General features: G+C 42.8%; 28 protein-coding genes and 1 pseudogene. 21 read left to right on the top strand and 8 right to left on the bottom strand.

What is annotated here, in order from left to right; translation table 11 throughout:
• Window positions 1-15 precede the first annotated feature (15 nt).
• Both J3L18_RS04950 and J3L18_RS04945 read left to right on the top strand, forming a co-directional pair.
• Window positions 16-879, top strand: coding sequence for an aldo/keto reductase (locus J3L18_RS04950; RefSeq protein WP_129569767.1), 864 nt, complete (start codon window positions 16-18; stop codon window positions 877-879).
• Window positions 880-994: 115 nt separating this feature from the next.
• A complete protein-coding gene (locus J3L18_RS04945; protein WP_129569766.1) occupies window positions 995-1,393 on the top strand; it encodes a hypothetical protein in 399 nt (132 codons plus the stop codon).
• Between the two features lie 137 nt (window positions 1,394-1,530).
• Here the strand turns inward: J3L18_RS04945 and J3L18_RS04940 are convergent, their stop codons facing one another.
• Window positions 1,531-1,821 carry a YciI family protein gene (locus tag J3L18_RS04940; protein WP_091162351.1) on the bottom strand — a complete coding sequence of 97 codons (291 nt, stop codon included), beginning with the start codon at window positions 1,819-1,821 and terminating at the stop codon, window positions 1,531-1,533.
• Between the two features lie 179 nt (window positions 1,822-2,000).
• Here J3L18_RS04940 and J3L18_RS04935 point away from each other — a divergent pair, with 179 nt between their 5' ends.
• Together J3L18_RS04935 and J3L18_RS04930 are read left to right on the top strand one after the other, a co-directional pair.
• Window positions 2,001-3,167: a galactokinase gene (locus J3L18_RS04935; RefSeq protein WP_129569765.1), complete on the top strand. Its 1,167-nt coding sequence runs from the start codon at window positions 2,001-2,003 to the stop codon at window positions 3,165-3,167.
• Between the two features lie 98 nt (window positions 3,168-3,265).
• Window positions 3,266-3,796: an RNA methyltransferase gene (locus J3L18_RS04930; protein WP_129569764.1), complete on the top strand. Its 531-nt coding sequence runs from the start codon at window positions 3,266-3,268 to the stop codon at window positions 3,794-3,796.
• A gap of 83 nt (window positions 3,797-3,879) precedes the next feature.
• On the opposite strand, the gene J3L18_RS04925 is transcribed toward J3L18_RS04930, so the two are convergent.
• Window positions 3,880-4,557, bottom strand: coding sequence for a GNAT family N-acetyltransferase (locus J3L18_RS04925; RefSeq protein ID WP_129569763.1), 678 nt, complete (start codon window positions 4,555-4,557; stop codon window positions 3,880-3,882).
• A 101-nt stretch (window positions 4,558-4,658) separates the two neighbouring features.
• On the opposite strand from J3L18_RS04925, the gene J3L18_RS04920 reads away from it, so the two are divergent.
• Window positions 4,659-5,318, top strand: a complete 660-nt coding sequence (locus J3L18_RS04920; protein ID WP_129569762.1) for a YdeI/OmpD-associated family protein — start codon at window positions 4,659-4,661, stop codon at window positions 5,316-5,318.
• Between the two features lie 76 nt (window positions 5,319-5,394).
• Here J3L18_RS04920 and J3L18_RS04915 read toward each other — a convergent pair whose 3' ends face one another.
• From J3L18_RS04915 to J3L18_RS04905, 3 genes are all read right to left on the bottom strand, one after another.
• Window positions 5,395-5,610, bottom strand: coding sequence for a hypothetical protein (locus J3L18_RS04915; protein WP_090526601.1), 216 nt, complete (start codon window positions 5,608-5,610; stop codon window positions 5,395-5,397).
• A gap of 140 nt (window positions 5,611-5,750) precedes the next feature.
• Window positions 5,751-6,302, bottom strand: a complete 552-nt coding sequence (locus tag J3L18_RS04910) for a GNAT family N-acetyltransferase (protein ID WP_129569761.1) — start codon at window positions 6,300-6,302, stop codon at window positions 5,751-5,753.
• 35 nt (window positions 6,303-6,337) lie between these two features.
• Window positions 6,338-7,282 (bottom strand): hydroxypyruvate isomerase family protein, encoded by a 945-nt coding sequence (locus J3L18_RS04905; protein ID WP_091162340.1) that lies wholly within the window; start codon window positions 7,280-7,282, stop codon window positions 6,338-6,340.
• Between the two features lie 359 nt (window positions 7,283-7,641).
• Between J3L18_RS04905 and J3L18_RS04900 the strand changes: the two genes are divergently transcribed.
• From J3L18_RS04900 to J3L18_RS04890, 3 genes are all read left to right on the top strand, one after another.
• Entirely contained in the window at window positions 7,642-7,833 is a 192-nt protein-coding gene (locus J3L18_RS04900; RefSeq protein ID WP_112655493.1) for a hypothetical protein, read from the top strand.
• 110 nt (window positions 7,834-7,943) lie between these two features.
• Complete coding sequence (locus J3L18_RS04895; RefSeq protein ID WP_129569760.1) at window positions 7,944-8,429, top strand: hypothetical protein; 486 nt, start codon at window positions 7,944-7,946, stop codon at window positions 8,427-8,429.
• Window positions 8,430-8,475: 46 nt separating this feature from the next.
• Window positions 8,476-8,673: a hypothetical protein gene (locus J3L18_RS04890; protein WP_090526592.1), complete on the top strand. Its 198-nt coding sequence runs from the start codon at window positions 8,476-8,478 to the stop codon at window positions 8,671-8,673.
• Between the two features lie 72 nt (window positions 8,674-8,745).
• Here the strand turns inward: J3L18_RS04890 and J3L18_RS04885 are convergent, their stop codons facing one another.
• On the bottom strand, window positions 8,746-9,075 hold the full coding sequence (locus J3L18_RS04885; protein WP_112655489.1) for a YbjQ family protein: 330 nt from the start codon (window positions 9,073-9,075) through the stop codon (window positions 8,746-8,748).
• A gap of 397 nt (window positions 9,076-9,472) precedes the next feature.
• On the opposite strand from J3L18_RS04885, the gene J3L18_RS04880 reads away from it, so the two are divergent.
• From J3L18_RS04880 to J3L18_RS04820, 13 genes and pseudogenes are all read left to right on the top strand, one after another.
• Entirely contained in the window at window positions 9,473-9,964 is a 492-nt protein-coding gene (locus J3L18_RS04880; RefSeq protein WP_112655487.1) for a D-glycero-alpha-D-manno-heptose-1,7-bisphosphate 7-phosphatase, read from the top strand.
• A 175-nt stretch (window positions 9,965-10,139) separates the two neighbouring features.
• The gene (locus J3L18_RS04875) at window positions 10,140-11,660 is read left to right on the top strand and encodes a hypothetical protein (protein WP_129569759.1); all 1,521 of its coding nucleotides are present in this window, start codon (window positions 10,140-10,142) and stop codon (window positions 11,658-11,660) included.
• A 110-nt stretch (window positions 11,661-11,770) separates the two neighbouring features.
• On the top strand, window positions 11,771-11,992 hold the full coding sequence (locus J3L18_RS04870) for a hypothetical protein (protein ID WP_129569758.1): 222 nt from the start codon (window positions 11,771-11,773) through the stop codon (window positions 11,990-11,992).
• Between the two features lie 521 nt (window positions 11,993-12,513).
• A complete protein-coding gene (gene hisG, locus J3L18_RS04865) occupies window positions 12,514-13,365 on the top strand; it encodes an ATP phosphoribosyltransferase (RefSeq protein WP_129569757.1) in 852 nt (283 codons plus the stop codon).
• 95 nt (window positions 13,366-13,460) lie between these two features.
• The gene (gene hisD / locus J3L18_RS04860; RefSeq protein ID WP_129569756.1) at window positions 13,461-14,747 is read left to right on the top strand and encodes a histidinol dehydrogenase; all 1,287 of its coding nucleotides are present in this window, start codon (window positions 13,461-13,463) and stop codon (window positions 14,745-14,747) included.
• Window positions 14,748-14,839: 92 nt separating this feature from the next.
• Window positions 14,840-15,886 (top strand): histidinol-phosphate transaminase, encoded by a 1,047-nt coding sequence (gene hisC / locus J3L18_RS04855; RefSeq protein ID WP_129569755.1) that lies wholly within the window; start codon window positions 14,840-14,842, stop codon window positions 15,884-15,886.
• Window positions 15,887-15,931: 45 nt separating this feature from the next.
• Window positions 15,932-17,071, top strand: coding sequence for a bifunctional histidinol-phosphatase/imidazoleglycerol-phosphate dehydratase HisB (gene hisB / locus J3L18_RS04850; RefSeq protein WP_129569754.1), 1,140 nt, complete (start codon window positions 15,932-15,934; stop codon window positions 17,069-17,071).
• A gap of 36 nt (window positions 17,072-17,107) precedes the next feature.
• Window positions 17,108-17,776: an imidazole glycerol phosphate synthase subunit HisH gene (gene hisH, locus J3L18_RS04845; RefSeq protein WP_129569753.1), complete on the top strand. Its 669-nt coding sequence runs from the start codon at window positions 17,108-17,110 to the stop codon at window positions 17,774-17,776.
• A gap of 5 nt (window positions 17,777-17,781) precedes the next feature.
• On the top strand, window positions 17,782-18,531 hold the full coding sequence (locus J3L18_RS04840; RefSeq protein WP_112655469.1) for a 1-(5-phosphoribosyl)-5-[(5-phosphoribosylamino)methylideneamino]imidazole-4-carboxamide isomerase: 750 nt from the start codon (window positions 17,782-17,784) through the stop codon (window positions 18,529-18,531).
• A 43-nt stretch (window positions 18,532-18,574) separates the two neighbouring features.
• A pseudogene (locus J3L18_RS04835) lies at window positions 18,575-18,919 on the top strand (endonuclease domain-containing protein); the annotation flags it as partial.
• Window positions 18,920-18,928: 9 nt separating this feature from the next.
• Complete coding sequence (hisF, locus tag J3L18_RS04830; protein ID WP_223266178.1) at window positions 18,929-19,714, top strand: imidazole glycerol phosphate synthase subunit HisF; 786 nt, start codon at window positions 18,929-18,931, stop codon at window positions 19,712-19,714.
• A gap of 152 nt (window positions 19,715-19,866) precedes the next feature.
• Window positions 19,867-20,454: a bifunctional phosphoribosyl-AMP cyclohydrolase/phosphoribosyl-ATP diphosphatase HisIE gene (hisIE, locus tag J3L18_RS04825; RefSeq protein ID WP_129569752.1), complete on the top strand. Its 588-nt coding sequence runs from the start codon at window positions 19,867-19,869 to the stop codon at window positions 20,452-20,454.
• Between the two features lie 100 nt (window positions 20,455-20,554).
• Entirely contained in the window at window positions 20,555-21,466 is a 912-nt protein-coding gene (locus J3L18_RS04820; protein ID WP_129569751.1) for a WD40 repeat domain-containing protein, read from the top strand.
• Window positions 21,467-21,559: 93 nt separating this feature from the next.
• Here J3L18_RS04820 and J3L18_RS04815 read toward each other — a convergent pair whose 3' ends face one another.
• Both J3L18_RS04815 and J3L18_RS04810 read right to left on the bottom strand, forming a co-directional pair.
• The gene (locus tag J3L18_RS04815; protein ID WP_129569750.1) at window positions 21,560-22,324 is read right to left on the bottom strand and encodes a C40 family peptidase; all 765 of its coding nucleotides are present in this window, start codon (window positions 22,322-22,324) and stop codon (window positions 21,560-21,562) included.
• A gap of 265 nt (window positions 22,325-22,589) precedes the next feature.
• Window positions 22,590-22,943, bottom strand: coding sequence for a 4Fe-4S dicluster domain-containing protein (locus tag J3L18_RS04810; protein WP_090526563.1), 354 nt, complete (start codon window positions 22,941-22,943; stop codon window positions 22,590-22,592).
• Window positions 22,944-22,949 lie beyond the last annotated feature (6 nt).

Raw genomic sequence — 22,949 nt, 5'->3', positions numbered from 1 at the left:
CAAAAAAACATGACCATGGCAAGCACAACAAGTTCATTTGAAAAGACATTCACCATTGGTGGCGACATTACCATTAATCGTTTAGGTTACGGCGCAATGCGTATTACAGGTCCCGGCATCTGGGGACCGCCGAAAGATAAAGACGAAAGCATCCGTGTGTTGAAGCGCGCTATTGAACTCGGTGTAAATTTTATTGACACAGCCGATAGCTATGGGCCAAATGTATCGGAAGAGTTAATTGCCAAAGCCCTGCACCCATACCCTACCGACCTCCTGATAGGTACCAAAGGCGGTTTATTACGTACCGGCCCTAACGAGTGGCCTGTGGACGCCTCGCCGGAGCATTTGAAGGAAGCTCTTGAGGGCAGCCTGAAACGCCTCCAGGTTGATCGTATAGATCTGTACCAGCTACACCGCATCGACCCTAAAGTTCCTGCCGAAAAATCATTTGAGTTTTTGCAAAAAGCACAGCAGGAAGGTAAGATCAGGCATATAGGCTTATCTGAAGTAAGCGTCGACGATATCAAGCTGGCCCAGCAATACTTTGAAGTAGTATCGGTACAAAACATGTACAGCGTTGACAACCGCAAATGGGAGGCCGAACTGGAATACACCCGCGATCATAACATCGCCTTCATTCCATGGTTCCCGCTTGGCGGCGGCAACGTACAGGGCGAAGACATATTAGGTCGTATTGCCGCCAAACACGATGCTACCATTCATCAGGTGGCGTTAAGCTGGTTATTGCATCATTCGCCAAACATTCTGCTTATCCCCGGCACATCAAGTGTTAAACATTTGGAGGAAAATATGAGAACCGCCGATATTCAGCTGTCAGATGATGATATAGATGTATTGAACAGCCTGTCTGAAGTATAAATAAAACATTTGAAGAGCTAAAATTAAAAGGATGCCATTAATTTGGCATCCTTTTAATTTTGAATCAAATTGAAAAGGATGAACACCGGCAGCTATTATGAAACATCAATCCTAAATGAAAAGTAAAGAAGAAATACTAAACAACTATAACACTACTGGCAAGGATGGCCTGCCTGAAATATCAGCCGAAGACCTGCTCAACGCCATGGAAGCCTACAAACAACAATGGGCCGAAGCGGCTTTTAATGCAGCAAGGAAACAACGTAACGAAGCTTACGAGTTTGAAACTTTTAATGATTTTATGGCGAGCACCCAGGCTAAGGCGCAGGTGCAAGATAACTTCGGTACAATGATAACCGCGGTAGCCGATAATGTAGTCGCCAATTTTTTGCCAGATGACGGTTCGATAAATGAGTTTGATTTTAATTTTACGATGCAGGGCAAAGGTTATACTGCTTTTTATGCTAAAGATGCCCAGGGATACTGGCAAATGAGCAGATGGTCGGAACAGTAGGCAGGGGCAGTGTTGAGTTAGCAGTTTGCAGTGAAAACATGTTTGATATTCTGTTATATTCGCTGTCCGAAGTCCCTGGCATCGAACAGCGGAGTTTTTTGTCACTGCAAACTGCACACTAATGACTGCAAACCGCCTTAAACGTCGGCCACTTTAAATGGCTTTACATCAACACTTTCCCATACTTTTTGAGTAACATACGGATCATTTTGTTTCCAGGCTTCCATCTCTTCGTCGGTTTCAAACTGTACTATCATGGTTGAGCCAATCATCTTGCCTTCTTCGTTCAACATGGCTCCTCCTAACACAAAATTACCATTGGCTTTTAAAGCCCTGGCACCATCAAGATGATGAGGGCGTGCGCCTAAACGACGTTCAAATGCTTCGGCGTCGGTATAATCATAGGCAGTAACGAGATATTGTTTCATGGATATCTATTTTAATTGGTACTTAAATACATGCCTGCAGCTTTGGCGCCTGCATGTTTTATCAGGTCCGAATATCTGCAAAACTATCCCATTAAAATGAATTAAAAATTAAATTAAATTTATAACTGTAAAGTTGACAATTTTTACAATATTTGTTTTCCGAAAAACCAACCTGAATAATGAAGAATAATTTGCACCAGGAATTTATTAAGATCTTTAACAAAGAAGCAGACAACGCGTACTTTTCACCCGGCCGTGTAAACCTTATCGGCGAGCATATTGACTATAACGGCGGTTTGGTTATGCCATGTGCTATTACTTTTGGTACTTATTTACTAACCTCCCCTAATGAGGATGGCATTTTCCGATTCAGGAGTTTAAATTTTAGTGAGCAAAAAGATATTCCGCTGCAAATCAGTTATGAAAAAACCGGCGAAAACTGGTTTAACTTTCCTATAGGTGTCATTGACCGCTTTATAAAGGATGATCATCCGTTAAAAGGCCTGGATATGCTATTTTATGGCGATATCCCAATTGGCTCAGGTTTGTCATCATCAGCTTCAATCGAGGTGGTTACCTCCTATGCACTTAACGACCTGTTTAACAGCGGCTACAGCAAGCTCGACCTGGTTAAACTGTCAAAAGATGTAGAAAACAACTTTATAGGTGTTAACTGCGGTATCATGGACCAGTTTGCAGTTGCCTTTGGCGAAAAGAACAAAGCCCTGATGCTTAACTGCGATACCCTGGATTACCAGGCTGTTGACAGCAATCTTGGCGATTATGTACTTGCCATTATCAACACTAATAAACCCCGCAAACTGGCCGAATCAAAATACAACGAACGCGTAGAAGAGTGCCAGGCAGCGCTAATGGCCTTGCAACAGCAACTGGACATTAAATATCTTTGCGAGATCAATAGTACTACTTTTGAGCAATACAAACACCTGATAACCGATCCGGTTGTGTTGAAACGGGCCAAACACGTAATTGAAGAGAACGACCGTGTAAAACTGGCCGCAACGGCCCTTGCAGATAACAACCTGACCGAGTTTGGCAGGCTGATGTACGCCTCACATGATTCCCTGCGCGATTTATATGAAGTAAGCGGTGTTGAACTGGACGCTGTTGCCGAATACAGCAAAACCAACCCTGATGTTGCGGGTGCCCGTATGACGGGTGCAGGTTTTGGCGGTTGCGCCATTGCCCTGGTAAAAGGTGAGGCGTTTGATAATTTCAGCAAAGAAATAACCGAATACTACACGCAAAAAATAGGCTATGCACCTTCAGTTTATAGCTCGCTTATTGGCGATGGTGTAGGCGAACTGGCTTCAGTAGCTAACTAACCGCTTTTTTGTATTTTTGTCGATGGACCATGGTCGATGGACGATAGCCATTCACTTTAAACTATCGACTATGGTCTATGGACTATCGACAAAAAAATATGCGCAAATTAAAATTGGATGAGCTGAACCGGGCTACGGTTGATGAATTTAAAGCACAGGATAAATTGCCGGTAGCCGTGGTGCTGGATAACGTGCGGAGTATGCACAATATTGGCTCTATTTTCCGCACCTCCGATGGTTTTGCGGTTGAACAAATCTGCCTTTGTGGTATTACAGCCCAGCCCCCTCACCGCGAAATTGAAAAAACAGCCCTTGGCGCAACCCAATCAGTAAACTGGATTTATTACGAAACCCCTTTGCAGGCTGTTGAACAATTACGTAACGATGGCTATCAGATCATAGCCATTGAACAAGCCGAAAACAGCACCATGCTTCACGAGTTTAAACCTGCCGAAGATGGCAAATATGCCCTTATTTTTGGTAACGAAGTAAACGGTGTAAGTGATGAAGTAATGCAGGCGATTGACGCATGTATCGAAATCCCCCAGTTTGGCACCAAGCATTCGTTTAATATCGTAGTATCGGCAGGGATAGTGCTCTGGGATTTTTTTGCCAAAATGGCGATATAGAACCTCACCCAAACCCTCTCCAAAAGAGAGGGCTTAAAAAATGCTTCTTAAAGTCTCCCCCCTCGGGGGAGATTTAGAGTGGGTTACTTCCTCAGCACATAAAACGACATTTCCTTCCTCGTTACAAAACCGAGCTTTTCATACACTTTAATGGCCCTTTCATTTTCACTTTTCACATGCAGAAATGGAATTTCAGAAGCTGCTTTGATCCGCTTAGCCTGGTTTAACAATAATTTGCCTGCATAACCACGCCCCAGATAATCGGGGTGTGTACAAACTGCGCTGATCTCGGCATAAGGTGCAGGGTTTAAACGCTGACCGGCCATAGCAACCAACTTATCGCCATCAAATATGCCACGGTAGTGTCCAAATTCGATTGTACGCTCTATAAAAGGCCCCGGATTGGTCAATTGAGTAAGTTCAATCATTTGGGGTACATGTTGCTCTGTAAGCGGCAAGAGATCGTCATCAGCAAAACCAGCAGGTACCTCTCCATCAAAAACCATCTGCAGACACTTCAGGTAATGTACTATTTTCCACTGCTCCGGGATCACAATATCGTGCGGGGCAATAAAGATAAAATGGCTCTCAAAAGGAATTATATCGTAAAGCAGGTTAAAATTTTCAGCAGATATTTCGGGAATAGCAACAAAAGGCGAAACCTCCTTCGGGAAATATTTAGCTATATCATTACCGCCTGCAAAAGCTTTATTACCGGTGCTAAGGGCGTTCCAGGCTGGGTTATCAAGTACATGTTCCATCAAGGCAAAGCTATTAAAAATACCATGCAGCAGGGTTTGGGCTTGTCATTCAATTTTAATTTATTGCTTACATTAGCTTTATCCATTATAAAACGTTTACAATGAATGCCCTTGCTAAAAAACTGCTGATCAAACCAAATTCACGCTGGTTGTTGCAAAATGCGCCCGCAGGTTACCAGGATAACTTGTCTCCCCTGCCGGATAATGCCAGTCTTGTATTTAACACCGAAGGCGAATTTAACGGTATCCAGCTATTTGTGACCAACAGTACAGAACTGACATCCGAACTTAAGGTAATCACCCCCTTACTTAAAGACGATACTGTTTTCTGGATTATCTACCCTAAGAAAAGCTCAGGTATCCAAACAGATCTGGAAATGATGAGCAGTTGGGACGCCCCGGCTCTGTATGGCTTACGGCCTGTAGCATCAGCTGCTGTTAACGAAGTATGGACTGCATTACGCTTTCGGCCGGTTGAATCTGTAAAAGTTTCTGAAGGACGAAATGAGGCTGTACGAAATAATGAGTACGGCGATTATATTGACGTGGATAATAAAATAGTAACCCTCCCTGATTACGTAAAAGAAACATTGGAGCAACATCCGGCAACGCTTGACTACTTTCAATCGCTGGCTTACAGCCATAAAAAGGAGTATGTACTTTGGATCCTTACAGCCAAACAGGAAAAAACCCGCCAGGACCGCTTAACTAAAATGGTGGAAATGCTGCAGAATAAAAAGAAGAATCCTTCGGATAAATAAAAAATTTCAAATGGTTACTAAACAAAAGCGCCCTGCATTTTCAACAAATACAGGGCATTTTTATGTTTAGTTTTATTTACCAGCCAGAGCCTTTTTTAGCATTACCATTTTTGATATGCTCTTCGGCAGTTGCTTTGCCCATGATGGCAGCCATTTTATTACCTTCACTGTCAGTTCCTGTTGCAATGTATCTGCCCGATTTTACGTCGATAACGGGATTGATCATTGGTACATTTTTAGTTTTTGTTTTCACTGAATAAGCGGTGATGCCACTTCCTTTTTCTGTTGCCATGATAAGTTTCTTTTGTTTTTTAATGTTAACCCCATTTAAACTGAATTGTTTTCAGCACAGGTATAATTGGTTTCTATGCGTAAACATGCATCATTTTTTTTTAATTAAAAATAGCTGGGATAAATAATTTGTTAACAGATTTAAGTTTGTGTTAATAACGAATAAACCATCGTATCCTCAAAACGACCGTTATACAAATGATCTTCCTTAAAATAAGCCTCCTGCACAAAATTGTTTTTGAGCAATAATTTAATTGAAGCGAAATTCCCCGGACTTACATAAGCTCCTATAGAATGCAGTTTCATCACATTAAAACCATAGTCGATAGCGGCGGTTATTGCCTCCTGCATGAGCCCCTGCCCCTGGTATACCGGGTTTAAAAGGTACCCGATCTCGGCACGGTGACTGTCTTTCTCTATCCGCCAAAAACCTATGCTCCCAATATATTTATTATTGTTTTTCAGGCAGATACACCAGGTAATACCATCGTTTTTGCCAAGCAGGTCTTCTATCACGTCTATCAGCGAAATGGCATCATCAATGGTTTTGTTGATTGGCCGATGAATGTACTGCATCACGGTTTCGTTCGATCTCATTTCAAACAAATCGGCAGCGTCATCACGGGTAAAACGCCTTAATATAAGGCGCTCAGTTACCAAAACAGGAAACGGATTAAAGTTGGGACTAAGCATAAATAATGTTAATAACCGGCTGCAATAGCGGCATTTTAAATAAAACTGTCCGCTTCGCGATACGCTTTAATTAATGCAAGCTCACCTTCTTTTCCTGTTCCGGCTGTGCCATGCTCCATACCCATTACGCCTTTATAACCTTTATTATAAATGTGTTTGAATATATTTTTATAATTAACCTCGCCGGTTCCCGGTTCTTTACGGCCGGGGTTATCCCCGATCTGGTAATAGCCTATCTCATCGTAAACCAAATCAAGTGTTGGGATAATATTACCTTGGTTACGCTGAACGTGATACATATCATACAGGATCTTACATGACGGACTTCCCACAGCCTTACAGATGGCATAAGCCTGGTCGGGTGTACGCAGGAACAGATCTGGATTATCACTTAGCGGCTCCAAAACCATAATAACGCCGTGCGGCTCCAGTATAGCAGCTCCCTTTTTTACGGCTTCAATAACATTGCCTGTTTGCACGCCGATAGGGAGTTTCCGCGCAAAATCGCCGGGGACTACAGTAACCAGTTTGCTGCCTATGCGTTTGGCTACCTCAACCGCCTGCTTACAGGAGGCGATGAACTTTTCAACCTGGTCGGCATTGCCTGTTGCCAGCATGTTACTATCGTTGCCCAAGCCTGGCTGCACAAAAACGCCCATTGCCATGCCCAGCTTCGCCAGCGTATCACCTATCTTTTTTTGCTGCTCAACCGGGCGGCCGCTCATGCCGTTATCCTCAATAGCGCGGAAACCTTTATCGTAAGCAAATTTTATCTGGTCGATAAAATCATCGCCTGCATGGCTTTTAAACATGCCGTCATGAATACCATAGTTAAGATTAAAAGGTTTATCGCCGACTACAGCAGCTACTTCTCCTGTAGGTTGAGCGCAACCGGTAAGCGCGGAGGCTTTTAAAACACCTGTGGTAAAAAGTGAAGCCCCGGCCAGTACCGAGCTTTGAACAAAGTTTCTGCGTTTCATGAGGTTGTAATTGGTTTTGCGGGCTAAATATAACACCTACACATCGTTTTCAAACATGGACAACACTGTTTTTATCGGGATTTTTTAATGATTCACGTTGGCCCGGTAACAGAGTGCGGTTGAAAAATCAGCTATTTTTGTTATCTTTGCGTATAAACGGCAAAATATATAAAGCTATTCCAGCTCACAGCGCCCAGCTATTTTGATGCTGATCTGTTTTATTCCCCGCTGATACCGTTGCTGCCCGGAACTTAACTTAAAGATCATTTTTACGCTCACCAAAACAAGGGATTATTACCTGGCCCGGCCTTTTTACTGCTACACGGAATAGCTATTGTTTAACTTAATTGATCTTAATTATGGCTAAATCGCAAGCAACATTCATGAAAAAACAACTGGAAAAAAATCGCCAGAAAAAAAAGGAAGATAAAGAACAACGTAAACAGGAACGCAAACAAAACGCAGGCGCCAGCGATCTGGAAAGCATGCTGGCCTATGTAAATGAATTTGGGGAAATTGTATCTACCCCGCCCGAAAAAAAACAGGCATAACCGGGTACGAATGGCATTAACCAGTACATTGTAACTATTTCGTGGCTGTAGCAATTAGTGATTGAACCTTTTACTATTTTAATTGTCATAACAAAAAATCAACCACAGTTATGAAATTTCAATTAGGCTTTGTTTCCCTTATCGCAATGACGGTTGCCTCTTGCTCGGGCAATCATTCGACGAATGATACTGATACGGTAATTAAAAAGGAAGACACCGCCATGGCTAATGCACCCGACGCCCCATCTGTAAATATGGAGTATTGCTTTTATACTACCGAAGGCACCGCCAGCCAGGATACTACCAAAGTTAACCTTCATATTAACGGCAATAAAGTTACCGGCGATATGGACTGGCTGCCCAAAGAAAAAGATGCCCGCAAAGGCAGCCTGATGGGCAATTTAAACGGCAATGTTATTAAAGCCTTATGGACTTATGGGCAGGAAGGCCGCACGGATACGCTGAGCGTAGAGTTTCAGCTAAGGGGTAATCAGCTTGCCCAGAAGCCTTACAGGTACGATCCCAAAACCGGCAAGCAACAAACAAACAGCACAGCCGATTATACAGTAATTTACAGCATGAAAAATTGCCGTTAATTTAAACGCAATTTATAAATTAGCTAAAAAATAAAAGGTCAAGAAAATGGAAAAGCGCGAAACCAGTATACTATATCTTGTTTTAGGCCTATATAGTTTAATGATAAGCTGGTATTACAATCACAGTGTTATATTACTTATTATCCATTACATATTTTGGCCTGTTTACTTGATATATGAACTACTAATAGGCCACCTTGCCCACGGCATGTGGAAAACTATCCCGCTTTCATACTTTAAATAAAGTAAAACTGGACGATATATAAAAAAGAAAAACCACCCTGGTATATAATTCCAGGGTGGTTTTCTGTTTTTATTAAACCTTTTCAACCACAACAGCGGTACCGTAAGCAAGCACTTCTGTAACGCCCTGCATTACTTCGTTGGCATCATAACGCATGTTAATGATGGCATTGGCACCAATAGCCTGCGCGTGCTGAATTAAAAGCTGGTAAGCCTCTTCGCGCGCGTTTTCGCACAACTCAACATAAATTGAAAGCCTGCCGCCAAACAGCGACTGAAAACCGCCGGCAATATTGCCCAACGCACTGCGGCTGCGCACCGTAATGCCACGTACAACGCCTAAATGCCTGGTAACTTTGTAGCCATCTAAGCCTGTACTGGTAGTAATAAGTGATGTATCCATTTTTAATTTAAGTTTGTTAGCCAGCAATTTATCCGGCCTGGTTTTTATTTAGATGTAGTATGGTTAACGATATTACGTAAATATCTGTTTTTATTTTTTGAGATCAATGGTTTGTGATCAGAGATTAGTGGCTGGAGATTAGAGATTAGTTTCTTTGCATATACAAGGGCTAATGATATCTAAATTAAGAGCAAATCCTAAAATCCGTTTAATCCAGGTCAGAAACATAACCGGTATTCGCTATTAACTAACGCAAACTCCGTTTTCAATTTAAGTAATCGAAGCAAACTGCCCATGCTCCTTAAACCACCAACTATGATCCATGAACTATAAACCATGGTCCATAGACCATCGACTATGGACTAAAAAACGTACCTTCGCCAAAAAATTAAAATAGATGCCTGATAAAATTAAAGCTGTTTTTTTAGATCGAGATGGTGTGTTGAACCAGGAAATGGGCGATTATGTATGCCGTTTTGAGGATTTCCATGTACTTGATAACTTTGATGCCCTTAAAACCCTGCAGGACCGCGGCTATATGCTGCTTGTTGCTACCAACCAGGGCGGCCTGGCCAAAGGATGGTACACTGAAGAAGAACTGGCAAAAATGCACACTCACCTGAAACAGGTTTATCTTGAACGCGGCGTTGAACTTACCGACTTTTTTTACTGCCCGCATCACCCCAACTTTACCGGCGACTGCGATTGCCGCAAACCAAAACCGGGACTCCTGCTGCAAGGTATAGCTAAATACAACATCGACCCATCAAAATCGTACTTTATAGGTGACCGCGAACGCGACGTTGAAGCAGGTACAGCTGCAGGTGTAAAAGGTATTTTGATAGACAGCGACCAGCCGATCAGTACGGTGCTGGATCTGATACTATAAAAGCAAAAACATATGTCATTGCGAGCGTAGCGTGGCAATCTCGTAGCCAATGCATTTCCGATCTGCTTGGCTACGAGATTGCTTCGTCGTTCCTCCTCGCAATGACATAAAAATAAAGCCCTTTCCCTAAAACATTTTCTTCTCTCCTGCTTTTTACAAATATTTATATTATCCTATGCAAAAAAGCCGCTACTTAAAAAACCTTGATGCTGTAATAGCCGCCTTAATCAGCTGGTTTATATTAAGCTTGTTTTTCAGGTATAGCGGTGTAGGAGTTTCTCCGGATAGTATCATGTATACCAGCGCGGCCAGGAGCTTTAAAGACCACGGTACCCTGCTAACGTTTAACCATGTACCTATTGTTGACTTTCCGGTTTTCTATCCTATCTATCTTGGTATAATTTCAGTTATCACGCAGATAGATCCTGTTAAGTTTGGCGCGGTAATGAATGGGATCATGTTCGCCACACTCATCTTTACCAGTGGGTGGATCATGGAGCACTTTATACCGGCCTCAAGAATTTATAAATGGCTGATGCTGGCGGCTATCATCCTGAGCCCCCCGTTGCTCCAGGTGTACTCCTATTTATGGTCCGAGACATTGTTCATTCTTGAGATCCTGTTTTTTTTGGTTGCTTTCCGCGAATACCTTTTAAAACACACGCTTAAAGCACTTATAGTGGCAGCCGTTATAGCAGCCATAAGTTGCATAACCAGGTACGCGGCTGTTACCATTGTAGGTACAGGCGGTTTACTTTTGCTATTGGACAGGGTATTACCCCTTAAAAAGAAGATTACCCATATCATTGTTTATGGATTAATTTGCATATCGCTGCTGGTAAGCAATCTGATATTCAATGCTTTTGTAACAGGTACAACAACGGGTCCGAGGGAGCCATCCATCACTCCGTTTAGCAAAAACCTGTATTACTTCGGCACCGTAATGTGCGACTGGATGGGCCTTACACCAAATCAATACTGGGCCGCCACACCTTTAGCCATCGTCATATTCCTGGGTTTTATTGCTGCTCTGGCATTTAATTATTATCGCCGCAAGCTGGATAGTTTTGAAAATCTGGCTATTACCTTCGCGTTGGTTTACGGAGCGTTTATTGTGCTTTCATCTACCTTTTCAAGATATGAGCGAATTAATCACCGCCTATTATCGCCATTATATATTTCCGCTTTATGGGGATATACCAGTTGGGCTTTGCTCCTGCTGAAAAAAATAAACAATACCACTACCCGGCGCATTATCGGTGCTGTAATGATTGTGCTGATGCTGGGTTTTATCACCAGCGAATTTTTGATAGATAAAGCCCGGTACAACGACCAGGTAGCCGACGAATACGGTAACCCCGGCTATACCGACGAAAGTTGGATAGACTCTGAATTTGCAGCCTATTTAAGGGGTACAGACCACAGCCTGTTTAAACCCGGCGTCAAAATCTATACCGACGCGCATGAAGCCGTTTACTTTTTCTCGGGCATGTCATCATACCTGGTGCCCCACCGTTTCTTCACTAAGGATATCGATAAGTTTTATAAGGTGAAACATTATTATCTTATTTGGTTTAATGTATTGGAGAACCCTGAACTGATCAACCTGAAGGATATCCAAAAGGTTAAAAACCTCAAAAAGATCAAGGATTTTGGCGAAGAAGGGGCGATTTATGAATATAAGTCTGAACCATGATTTACGGGATTTTAGGATTACCACGAATTGAATAAACGCAGCTTCCGCCCGTTGTTGGTATTGTCACCAACAACGGGCGGGTTTCATTTGTCAATGTTTATCTTTGTTTTATGGCAGGCCAAAAGAACCCCAAAGAAGCATCAAACATCTTTAACTCTATAATAAAAGCATCGGTGGATATTCCTTTGCCTAAAAAGCCTTACCCCGACTGTTTAGAATGTGGTGAAGAAGCAAAAGATATTGTATCGAATAAGCGAGATGGTAAACTGATAATCTATACATACAAATGCCCCAATGGGCATTTGTTTACTGAAGAATTAACGTTGAAGTAATTCTTTTCTCATCCACATGGTCTAACAGGTATATAGTTACCTGACAACACCAATAACGGGTGGGTGACAACAAGTTGACCACAGGCTAAGTATTTTAATAATCTTTGGAGTAACCCTACCTTCAAATCAAACAATTGATAACCAATTACTTAGTTCAACATATTCAAATTTATGTTACCCCTGTTAACCCCCTCTCAGTGCAATCTGCGGTTGCTGTTGTCACCAACAACAGCAAAGGTTAACAAAATTAAATTCTAAAAGCTCGTTCAATCGGACATAAAACTTCTTGAAAATTTCACGCACCCGTATACTTTTTCACATTAAATTTTGATTTAAAAAACATCTGTCTATATTTGCACCGCTAATCTATAGTTTTACTATATAAAAAATGAACGGTATCGCACTACATCATCTTCATCTGCATCACCACCATGTGGTGATCAGCTAATATGTATGTTTCTACGCGAAATAACAACCTCCGTTTATATTCTTTTTTATCATAGTCTCTTAAATTCAATCTTTTGAAAACACTTAAAATAGCTATCCAAAAATCGGGTAGGCTCAACGAAAAATCTGTTGAATTATTAAAAAATTGCGGCTTAAACTTTGAAAATTACAAAAGCTCGCTTATCTCTCCGGTATCCAATTTCCCTTTAGAGATCCTTTTCCTCCGTGATGACGATATTCCTGAATATGTGCAGGATGGTATTGCCGATTTAGGTATTGTTGGTGAAAACGTGATCCAGGAAACCGAAGTTGAGGTAAGCTATCTGCAACGCCTTGGTTTTGGTAAATGTTCGCTCAAGATAGCAGTGCCCAACAACAGCGATATCAACTCACTGGCCGATTTACACGGCAAAGCAATTGCTACCACCTACCCCGCCATTTTAGGCAAGTTTTTAAAACAACAAAATATTACCTCAGATATCCGCACCATTTCCGGTTCGGTTGAAATTTCACCGGGCTTAGGTCTAAGTGACGCCATTTGCGATTTGGTATCAACAGGCGGTACCCTTAAAAGCAACGGACTGAAACCTTTTGCCGATGTAATGTCATCTGAGGCGGTACTGATAGGCAGCAAGGCCATTGCCGAAAGCGACCTTGTACAGGAACTGATCCAGCGTATTCAATCAGTTTTACGCGCCAAAGAAACTAAATACGTGGTACTTAACGTTGAGAAAAAAAACCTCGATGCCGTTATTGCTTTATTGCCGGGCGTAAAAAGCCCGTCGGTAGTACCATTGGCCGAAGAAGGCTGGGTAGCAGTACACACTGTAATTCCCGAACGTGATTTTTGGAACCGTATAAGCCAGCTTAAACAGGCCGGCGCGCAAGGCATTGTAGTAATGCCTATTGAGAAGATCATTTTATAAGCCCCCCGGCCCCCTGAAGGGGGAGCGAGTGTGGTTATATAATAAATTGAATAGTTTACTTTAGGACATAACGCCCCTTTAGGGGGTTTGGGGGTATGAAGACATACAATTATTCAGAACTTTCATCCAACGATATCCAGAAGCTGGTTCAGCGTAATGTTGACCCGGCCAATGAGATCAGGACTATTGTTGAAGATGTGATAGCCAACGTGCAGCAGCATGGCGACAGCGCTTTATTTGATTATGCATTGAAGTTCGACAAGGTAGAACTGAACAAACTTTATCTTGATAAAGCCGAACTGGAAGAAATTGCCAAAGCAATATCTGCCGATCAAAAGGCGGCATTGGAAACGGCTTACAGTAATATCTATAAATTTCACCAAACGCAGCTCAAATCCGAGGACAAGGTTGAAACCATGCCCGGCGTAACCTGCTGGCGCGAATTACGACCAATTGAAAAAGTTGGTTTGTATATTCCGGGAGGTTCGGCGGTATTGCCAAGTACGTTTTTGATGCTTGGGATCCCGGCGCGTATCGCAGGTTGTCATGAAATAGTGATTTGTTCGCCCCCGCAAAAAAATGGCAAGGTAAATGCCTTTATAGCTTACGTGGCGCTGATGTTAGGTATTGATAAAATCTACCTGGCAGGCGGCTCCCAGGCTGTAGCCGCTATGGCTTACGGAACTGCCAGCATCCCTAAGGTTGACAAAATCTTTGGGCCGGGTAACCAGTTTGTAACCAAAGCAAAAACCATTATCCAGTCAACCACCACAACGGCAATTGATATGCCTGCGGGCCCTTCGGAAGTATTGGTTATTGCAGATGAAACGGCTATTCCGGCATACATTGCAGCCGATCTGCTGGCCCAGGCCGAGCATGGCATCGACAGCCAGGCTGTATTGGTTTGTACCTCTGCAGATATTGCCCAAAAAGCCGTTGCCGAGGTTGAAAAACAACTACCCGTTTTGCCACGTGCCGAGATAGCCAAATTGGCTATTGATAATTCATATGTGGTGATTACAGATAACCTGAACGAAGCAATGAGTTTCAGCAATGAATATGCTCCTGAGCACCTGATCCTGGCAACCAACAGTTGGGAACAGATCACCGGAGACATCATCAATGCGGGTTCAGTATTTTTAGGAAACTTAACGCCTGAAAGTGTCGGTGACTATGCATCAGGAACTAACCATACCCTGCCAACCAGCAGTTATGCAAGGGCTTATTCGGGTGTATCGGTTGATTCGTTTGTGAAAAAGATCACGTTTCAGCATATCACCCGCGAGGGTATCCAAAACATCGGCCCAACAGTTGAAGTTTTGGCTGAGCTGGAAGGGCTGCACGCGCACAGAAATGCCGTGAGTGTGAGAATGAGCAATTAATAACAATACTAACACTACATGTCATTGCGAGGTATGCTTCCGTGCGGTTGCCACGCTATCGCTCGCAATGACATAATTTATATGAATGATCAATGTTCGACATAAATAATATACTCAGAGAAAATATAAAACGTCTTGTGCCCTATTCATCGGCACGTGACGAATACCAGGGTGAGGCAAGCGTTTTCCTTGATGCTAATGAAAATGCCTTTGGTTCTCCTTTGGATCAGCAGTTTAACCGCTATCCTGATCCTTTACAATACGATTTAAAGAAACGCATCACCGAAATTAAAGGTGTACCGCCGCGAAATATTTTCATAGGCAACGGCAGTGATGAAGCTATTGATATCCTTTTCCGCAGTTTTTGTAACCCCGGCGTTGATAATGTGATATTGGTACCACCTACTTATGGCATGTACGAGGTATCGGCCAATATCAACGATATCCAGGCCCGCAAAGTAAACCTTACGGAAGATTATCAGCTAAATTTAGAGGGCATTGCCGAAGCTATCGACAAAAACACCAAGCTCATCTTTATCTGCTCGCCCAACAACCCGACTGGCAATTCTATCAACCGCGATGACATTCAAACCCTGCTGGCCAACTTCAGCGGAATTGTAGTGGTTGATGAGGCTTACATCAACTTCAGCCGTCAAAAGTCATTTATACAGGAATTGACCGAATGCGCCAACCTTGTGGTAATGCAAACTCTTTCCAAAGCCTGGGGCCTGGCCGGTTTACGTGTTGGTATGGCTTTCGCCAGCGAGGAAATCATTGAGGTAATGAACAAAGTAAAGCCGCCTTATAACGTTAACGAGTCCTCACAACAGCTGGCATTGGCTGCCCTGGCAAACGTTGGTCAGGTTAATGAATGGATTAAAGAAACCCTTACGCAACGCGACAGGTTGGTTTTACAACTGAAAGATTTTGAGTTTGTGGTAGATATTTACCCATCAGATGCCAACTTTATCCTTGTAAAAACCACTAATGCTAACGGTATTTACGATTACCTGGTAAAACAGGGCATTATAGTGCGCAACCGTTCAAAAGTTGAGCTTTGCGAGGGCTGTCTGCGCATCACTGTAGGCACACCAGATGAGAACACTATTTTACTCGAAGCGCTTCAAAACTTTAAATAAAAAAATCACTAACTCAATAATTCGCTAATTCACTAATTATAAAGAATGAGTTTACAGAAAATATTATTTGTCGACCGCGACGGCACCCTGATCAAAGAGCCTGCTGATGAGCAAATTGATTCATTTTCCAAACTGGAGTTTTATCCGGGCGCGTTAACCTATTTGCCCAAAATAGCCAAAGAGCTTGATTTTGAACTGGTAATGGTTACCAACCAGGACGGTTTAGGAACTTCTGTTTATCCTGAAGATACATTTTGGCCTGTCCACAATTTCATCCTGCAAACATTTAAAGGTGAAGGCGTAAAATTTGCTAACCAGATCATCGACCGTACTTTCGCCCGCGACAACGCTCCCAGCCGTAAGCCGGGCACTGCACTGTTAACGCAATACTTAGATGCGGATAAATACGACCTGAAAAATTCGTTTACTATCGGCGATCGTAAAAACGATGTGCTGCTGGCAAAAAACCTGGGTGCAAAAGCTATCTGGCTTAACAACAACAGCAACCTGGGCGGAAACGAATTTAACGAAGCAGATCATATTGATGACGTTATCGCCCTTGAAACTACCGACTGGCAAAAGATTTATGAGTTTCTGAAACTTGGTCAGCGGGTATTTGAACATCGCCGTGCCACTAAGGAAACCGATATCTATATCAAAATAAACCTTGATGGTAAGGGCGATGCCAAAATATCAACCGGTTTGCATTTTTTTGACCACATGCTGGATCAGATTGCCCGTCATGGTAGTATTGACCTGGAAATTACAGCCAAAGGAGATCTGCATATCGACGAGCATCATACAATTGAAGATACCGGCATTGCCTTAGGCGAAGTATTTGCTGCTGCGTTAGGTAACAAAATGGGCATTGAACGTTATGGCTTTTGCCTGCCGATGGACGATTGCCTGGCCCAGGCCGCTATCGACTTCGGAGGCCGTAACTGGCTTGTTTGGGAAGCTGATTTTAAACGCGAAAAAGTAGGCGATGTACCAACAGAAATGTTCTTCCACTTTTTCAAATCGTTTAGCGATGCTTCAAAAAGCAATCTGAACATAAAAGCCGAAGGACAAAATGAACATCACAAAATTGAAGCTATATTTAAAGCCTTTGCCAAGGCAATAAAAGTGGCTGTAAAACGTGATGTAGATAAGATGGTTTTACCAAGCACTAAAGGACTTTTGTAACCCCCCAGCCCCCTAAAGGGGGAGTAACTAATCAAAATGGAAACACCAGATCAAAACAATACATCGGAAACCGATAAAAGCCTCGCAGAGGCACCCCCTTCAGGGGGCGGGGGGGGTATCGGCATCATCCTATACGGAGCTGGAAACATATTTTCCCTAACTGCCGCTTTAGAGCGCTTAGGTATCCCTTATGGCTTTATAAACAGTGAGGAGGATTTTGATAAGTACGACCGTTATATCATCCCCGGCGTCGGACATGCGGGCGCAGCCATGAATAAGCTTAAAGCTACCGGGCTTGTACCTTCCATCAAAGCGTTAAAAAAACCCACCCTCGGTATTTGTGTAGGCATGCAATTGCTTACCTCTTACTCTGAAGAGGGCGACTCTAACCTGTTGGATATCATACCGGTTAAAACTTTAAGGTTTAAAGATAGCGCCGATCATAAAGTGCCGCACACGGGATGGAACAGGGTTTATCCCGAAAAAGAAAACCCGCTATTTGAAAATATACCGTCAGGTTCACATTTTTACTTTGTACATTCATACTTTATTGAGTATGATAAAGCATACACTTTATTAGCTTCTGATTACGGAAATGAATTTTCGGCATCAATTTGGCTTGATAATTTTTATGGCGTTCAATTTCACCCCGAAAAGTCGGGTGTGGTTGGCGAAACATTGTTAACTAATTTCTCAAAAATATAAAGGATATGTACATTATTCCTGCCATTGACATTTTGAACAAGAAGGTTGTTCGTCTTCGTGAAGGCGACTACAAACAGGTAACCGAATACGATGTTACCCTTGAAGAAATGATTGAACGCTACCAAAGCAACGGCACCAACTTCATCCACATTATCGACCTTAATGGCGCAAAAAATGATTTCAGCAATCAGCAGTACCTGTTTGATGTGATCCGCAAAACCGACATGAAAGTGCAGTACGGCGGAGGTATCCGCAGCATCGAAAAAGTAAAAGAGCTGATAGATGCAGGCGTTCACCGCGTTATTGTTGGCACGCAGGCACTTACCAACCCTGATTTTTTACCAGATTTGAGCAAAGAGATCTGCGGCAAAGACAAATGCTCCGACCAGGTGGTTGTGGCTATAGACGTGCTGGATGAAGTAATCAAATACTCAGGCTGGATGGAAAGTTCACCTATCAAACTGATGGATTACGTTGATAAATGCCTGGCTTTAGGTTTCTTCCGTTTCCTTTGTACCGATATTAACAAAGATGGTAAATTAGGAGGTGCAGGTATTGAGCTATACGAAAAACTGCTTGACCATTCTCCATTCATTAAACTGATCGCCTCAGGCGGCGTTAGCTCTATGAGCGATATCGAAAAACTTAACCGCTTAAAAGTTGAGTCGGTAGTAGTTGGCAAAGCCATATATGAGGGCCATATCACCATTGAAGACGTGAAACACTGGAATTTAGACGCGTTGATATCGATATAAGTCGCCCCCCCGGCCCCCCTAAAGGGGGAGAAATAGTTCAACAATGAAAAGAAAAATGTTTTTGGGAGCCGATAAGTTAGTTTTCCAAAATGCAGAATCTCTTCGTTATAGAATGACTGCCGCGGAAGAGTTACTTTGGGAACAATTAAAGGGCAAACAGTTAGGTGTAAAATTCAGAAGGCAGCATCCTTTGGGAATTTATATCGCCGACTTTTATTGTCATCAACATAAATTGGTTATTGAGCTCGACGGGAGTATTCATCATCTTCCTGAGGTTGCTCAAAATGATATAATCAGGCAAACCAACTTAGAACTCGACGGCCGCAAAGTATTACGTTTTACTAATGAGCAAGTCTTCAACAACTTAAATAAAGTATTGGAAAATATAAACACACAAATCAAAGGCTCCCCCTTTAGGGGGCGGGGGGGGCTCGCCAAGCGAATCATCCCCTGTCTTGACGTTAAAGACGGCCGCACGGTTAAAGGTGTAAACTTTGTTGACCTGCGCGATGCCGGCGACCCGGTTGAGCTGGCCTGGAATTACTCGAACCAGGGAGCCGACGAGTTGGTGTTTCTGGATATTACAGCAACCGTTGAACGCCGCAAAACTATGGTTGAACTGGTGAAAGCAGTCGCCAGGCAAATCAACATTCCTTTTACTATTGGTGGTGGTATCAATGAAATTGCTGATGCCGATGCACTGCTCAATGCCGGAGCCGATAAAATCTCCATCAATTCGGCTGCGGTACGTAACCCTAAGCTGATAGATGAACTGGCCGCCGCTTTTGGTGTTCAGTTTGTAGTAATAGCTGTTGATACCCGCAGAATAGATGATAAAAACATTGTGCACTTAAATGGCGGCAGACTACCGACAGAACGCCAAACACTGGAGTGGATCCTGGAGGCTGAGAGCCGTGGTGCAGGCGAAATCCTGCTCACTTCTATGGATCATGACGGCACCAAAGCCGGCTTTGATAATGGTTTGCTGAAAACTGTTAATGATGCCGTGCACATTCCGGTAATAGCTTCGGGTGGTGCAGGCAAAGTTGAACACTTTGTTAATGTTTTTGAGAGAACCAACGTTGATGCCGCGCTTGCAGCTTCTGTATTTCATTATGGTGAGATATTGATTCCGGATTTAAAGCGGGCATTGCAAAGTAATAAAATAGAAGTTAGGATTTGAGATAAAGCGGCGGCCTTGCGCGATTCCCTCCCTTGGGAGGGTGTAGGGAGGGGCTTCAGTAACAGGTGTATTATACAAAGCGCATAAACCCCCTCCCTGCCACTACACATTCTCAATACCCCCCTCCCCAGGGAGGAAATTAAAAGAAAAGAATGAATATAGATTTTGAAAAAACCGGCGGACTTGTCCCCGTAATCATACAGGACGAGCAAACTTTAGAGGTACTGATGCTGGGTTACATGAACCAGGAAGCTTATGATAAAACCGTTCAGGAAAATATCGTTACTTTTTATTCCCGTACAAAAAACCGTTTATGGACTAAGGGCGAAACCAGCAGTAACTTCCTGCATGTAAAAAGCATCAGCATTGATTGCGATAATGATACGCTGCTGATCAAAGTGAAAGCCGACGGCCCTACCTGTCACACTGGCTCGCGCAGTTGCTTCAATACCGAATTTAATCAAAATTTTATCCTGGAGCTGGAAAATATCATTGCCGACAGGTATACTAACCCGGTTGAAGGATCATATGTAAATAGACTTCGCAACAAAGGCCTTAACAAAATAGCCCAGAAAGTTGGTGAAGAAGGTGTTGAAACCGTAATAGCAGCTCTTGCCGAAACAGAAACCGACCTGATCAACGAGTCATCAGACCTTGTTTTCCATTTACTGGTATTGCTCCGCGAAAAAGGTTTAACACTGGAAACTATTGGTAAAAATTTAGAATCAAGGCATAAGTAAATAGTTGGCAGTTTTGAGTTTGCAGCAGGCAGTTGGAGAGTTTTAACTAATATTGCAAAATACAAAACTATAAGGTGCCAACCGGAAACTGCAAACTGAAATGATTACCGTCCAAAAAACAGCCGAGCTCACAGGCCATGCCAACCCGATATTCACGCTTGAGTTATCGCAAAAGCCGGGTATATTGTTTACAGGCGGAAATGATAAAGGACTGGTTGAGTGGGGCCTGAATGATTTCACTTTTATTAAAGTGATGTTCCCGGTTAATGCATCTATTTATGCTATTCATTGTCCGGAGGGATATCCGCTAATGTTTGCGGGTTTACGCAGCGGCGAAGTTCTGGTGTTTGATTTTATTCAGCAAAAATTGCTCAAACCTTTAAGGCACCACCGTAAGGCTATCTTCGATATCAAATCATCAGTTAAAAAAGATGAGTTATTAATAGCATCGGAAGATGGCACCGTATCTGTATGGAACCTTAAAACGCTTGAAATGGTGCACAGCATAACAGTATCCAGGGACACCGTTCGTTGTATTGCCGTTTCGCCGGATCAAAAACAGGTGGCATTCGGTTGCCGGGATAATCACATCGCCATTTACGACCTGGAAGATTATACGGTTATTAAAGCTCTTCACGGCCATACTATGGCTGTTTTTGCGCTTGTCTACAGTCCCGATGGGAGTTACATCGCTTCCGGCTCAAGAGATGCACAGGTAAAGATTTGGGATAGCAGCAGTTATCATGAAATAAAAAATGTTCCGGCCCATTTATTTGCGGTGAACCATATTGCATTCCATCCCACCCTACCCTATTTTGCTACCGCCAGCATGGATAAAAGTATCAAGATTTGGGGATCGGACGATTTTAAACTCTACAAAAATATCAGCAGGGAAAAAGGCTATCCAGGCCATGTGCTATCTATCAACAAATTAGCCTGGGGAACGTCCGACCAGCTCCTTTCGGTAAGTGACGATAAAAAGATCATTTCATGGGAGATTAAATTTAGTTGACATCCTTCTTTTTTTCAGGAAACTTATCTTACCAAATTAAGCTACCTTCCCTCCGTATGCCTTTACCATTATTGGGGTAAATAAGGCATGGAGCTAATTAAAAAAACGCCTTATACTGCACAGGTTATGGGTATGTTTTTTTTGCTCCCGCGAGTATATACCATCTTCGTTAATGGCATCAATTTTAACCTTGCCCGATGCATGAATGATGTGCTCATTATTAAGTATAATACCCACGTGAGTTACCCTGCCTTCGGGCTTATCAAAAAAAGCCAGATCGCCTAACCGTGCTTCCTTTATCGAATCAACCTTGGTACCTTCTTTCACCTGCATGCTTGCATCCCGCTTAATTCTGAGGCCTTTAAGTTTGTAAACCATTTGCGTAAAGCCCGAGCAATCAATACCAAAATGCGTTCGCCCGCCCCACAAGTAAGGAGAGTTCAGAAATGCTTTAGCGGTAGCAGCAATATCTTCAGGCTCACCGATTTTACCAATTATTTCAAAACGTTCATGACCAATGCGGCATGAGGTCCCTTCTAAAAAAGCAAGCGAGCTGCCCGCCGGCAAATAAACAACACTATTGTCGCTCATTTTCCATGCCTGCGTAACCGGCTGGTAAGTGAGCTTTGAGGGATGGTTCCTGATATTTTTATACGCTACATGACCAAGCATAGCAAATTGCAAGCGGCCTATCCACCCGATATACCCATCCGCCTCGGCAATGATCTTAACCCAGTTGTTTTGCCACTCAGTAATTTCAAACACTTCGCCAAATAGCAATTGCGATACCTGCTCGCTCCGCTCACTGGGCTCGGCCCTGAGCGGGATTACAGCAAGATTACATATCCCGTACTCCATAGTTCTGTAATGTCAAATAAACAACAATCTGGCACGTATTTTTTAATCTATACGCGGTTAACATTTTAATATGATATTATTTTATAATTGGTATCAGTAACTTTTGGGGTAAAAGCTATACGATAATACAAAATATTTTTGAAATATTTAACCCAACAGAAATCTTCCGGCAATCCTTAATACTTAATTTATCAATCACCGAATCGTCGCTAACTAAAAAGGGACATGCATTGCATATCCCTTTTAATGTCCTTAAAATAAAATCCTATTCGTTCATATGCAGCCACTCTTTTTTGGCAAGCAGCTCTTCTTCGCTTTCGCGGATATCTTCGTCATCAACACAACAATCTACAGGGCAAACCGCAGCACACTGGGGTTCATCATGGAAACCTACACATTCGGTACACTTATCGGGTACTATATAATAAATATCGTCAGATAATGCAGCTTGTGTTTCTTCGGCATTCAGGGTATTACCATCGCCAAAATCAATTATCCCTCTAAGGCCAGTCCCATCGCTGAAACGCCAGGCCGCTCCTGCATCATAAATAGCATTATTAGGGCATTCCGGTTCGCAGGCCCCGCAGTTTATGCATTCGTCGGTGATTTTAATCGCCATATTTCT

Source organism: Mucilaginibacter gossypii (genome assembly GCF_017569325.2).
Taxonomy (GTDB): domain Bacteria; phylum Bacteroidota; class Bacteroidia; order Sphingobacteriales; family Sphingobacteriaceae; genus Mucilaginibacter; species Mucilaginibacter gossypii.
This window is presented reverse-complemented; position numbering and strand designations above follow the sequence as displayed.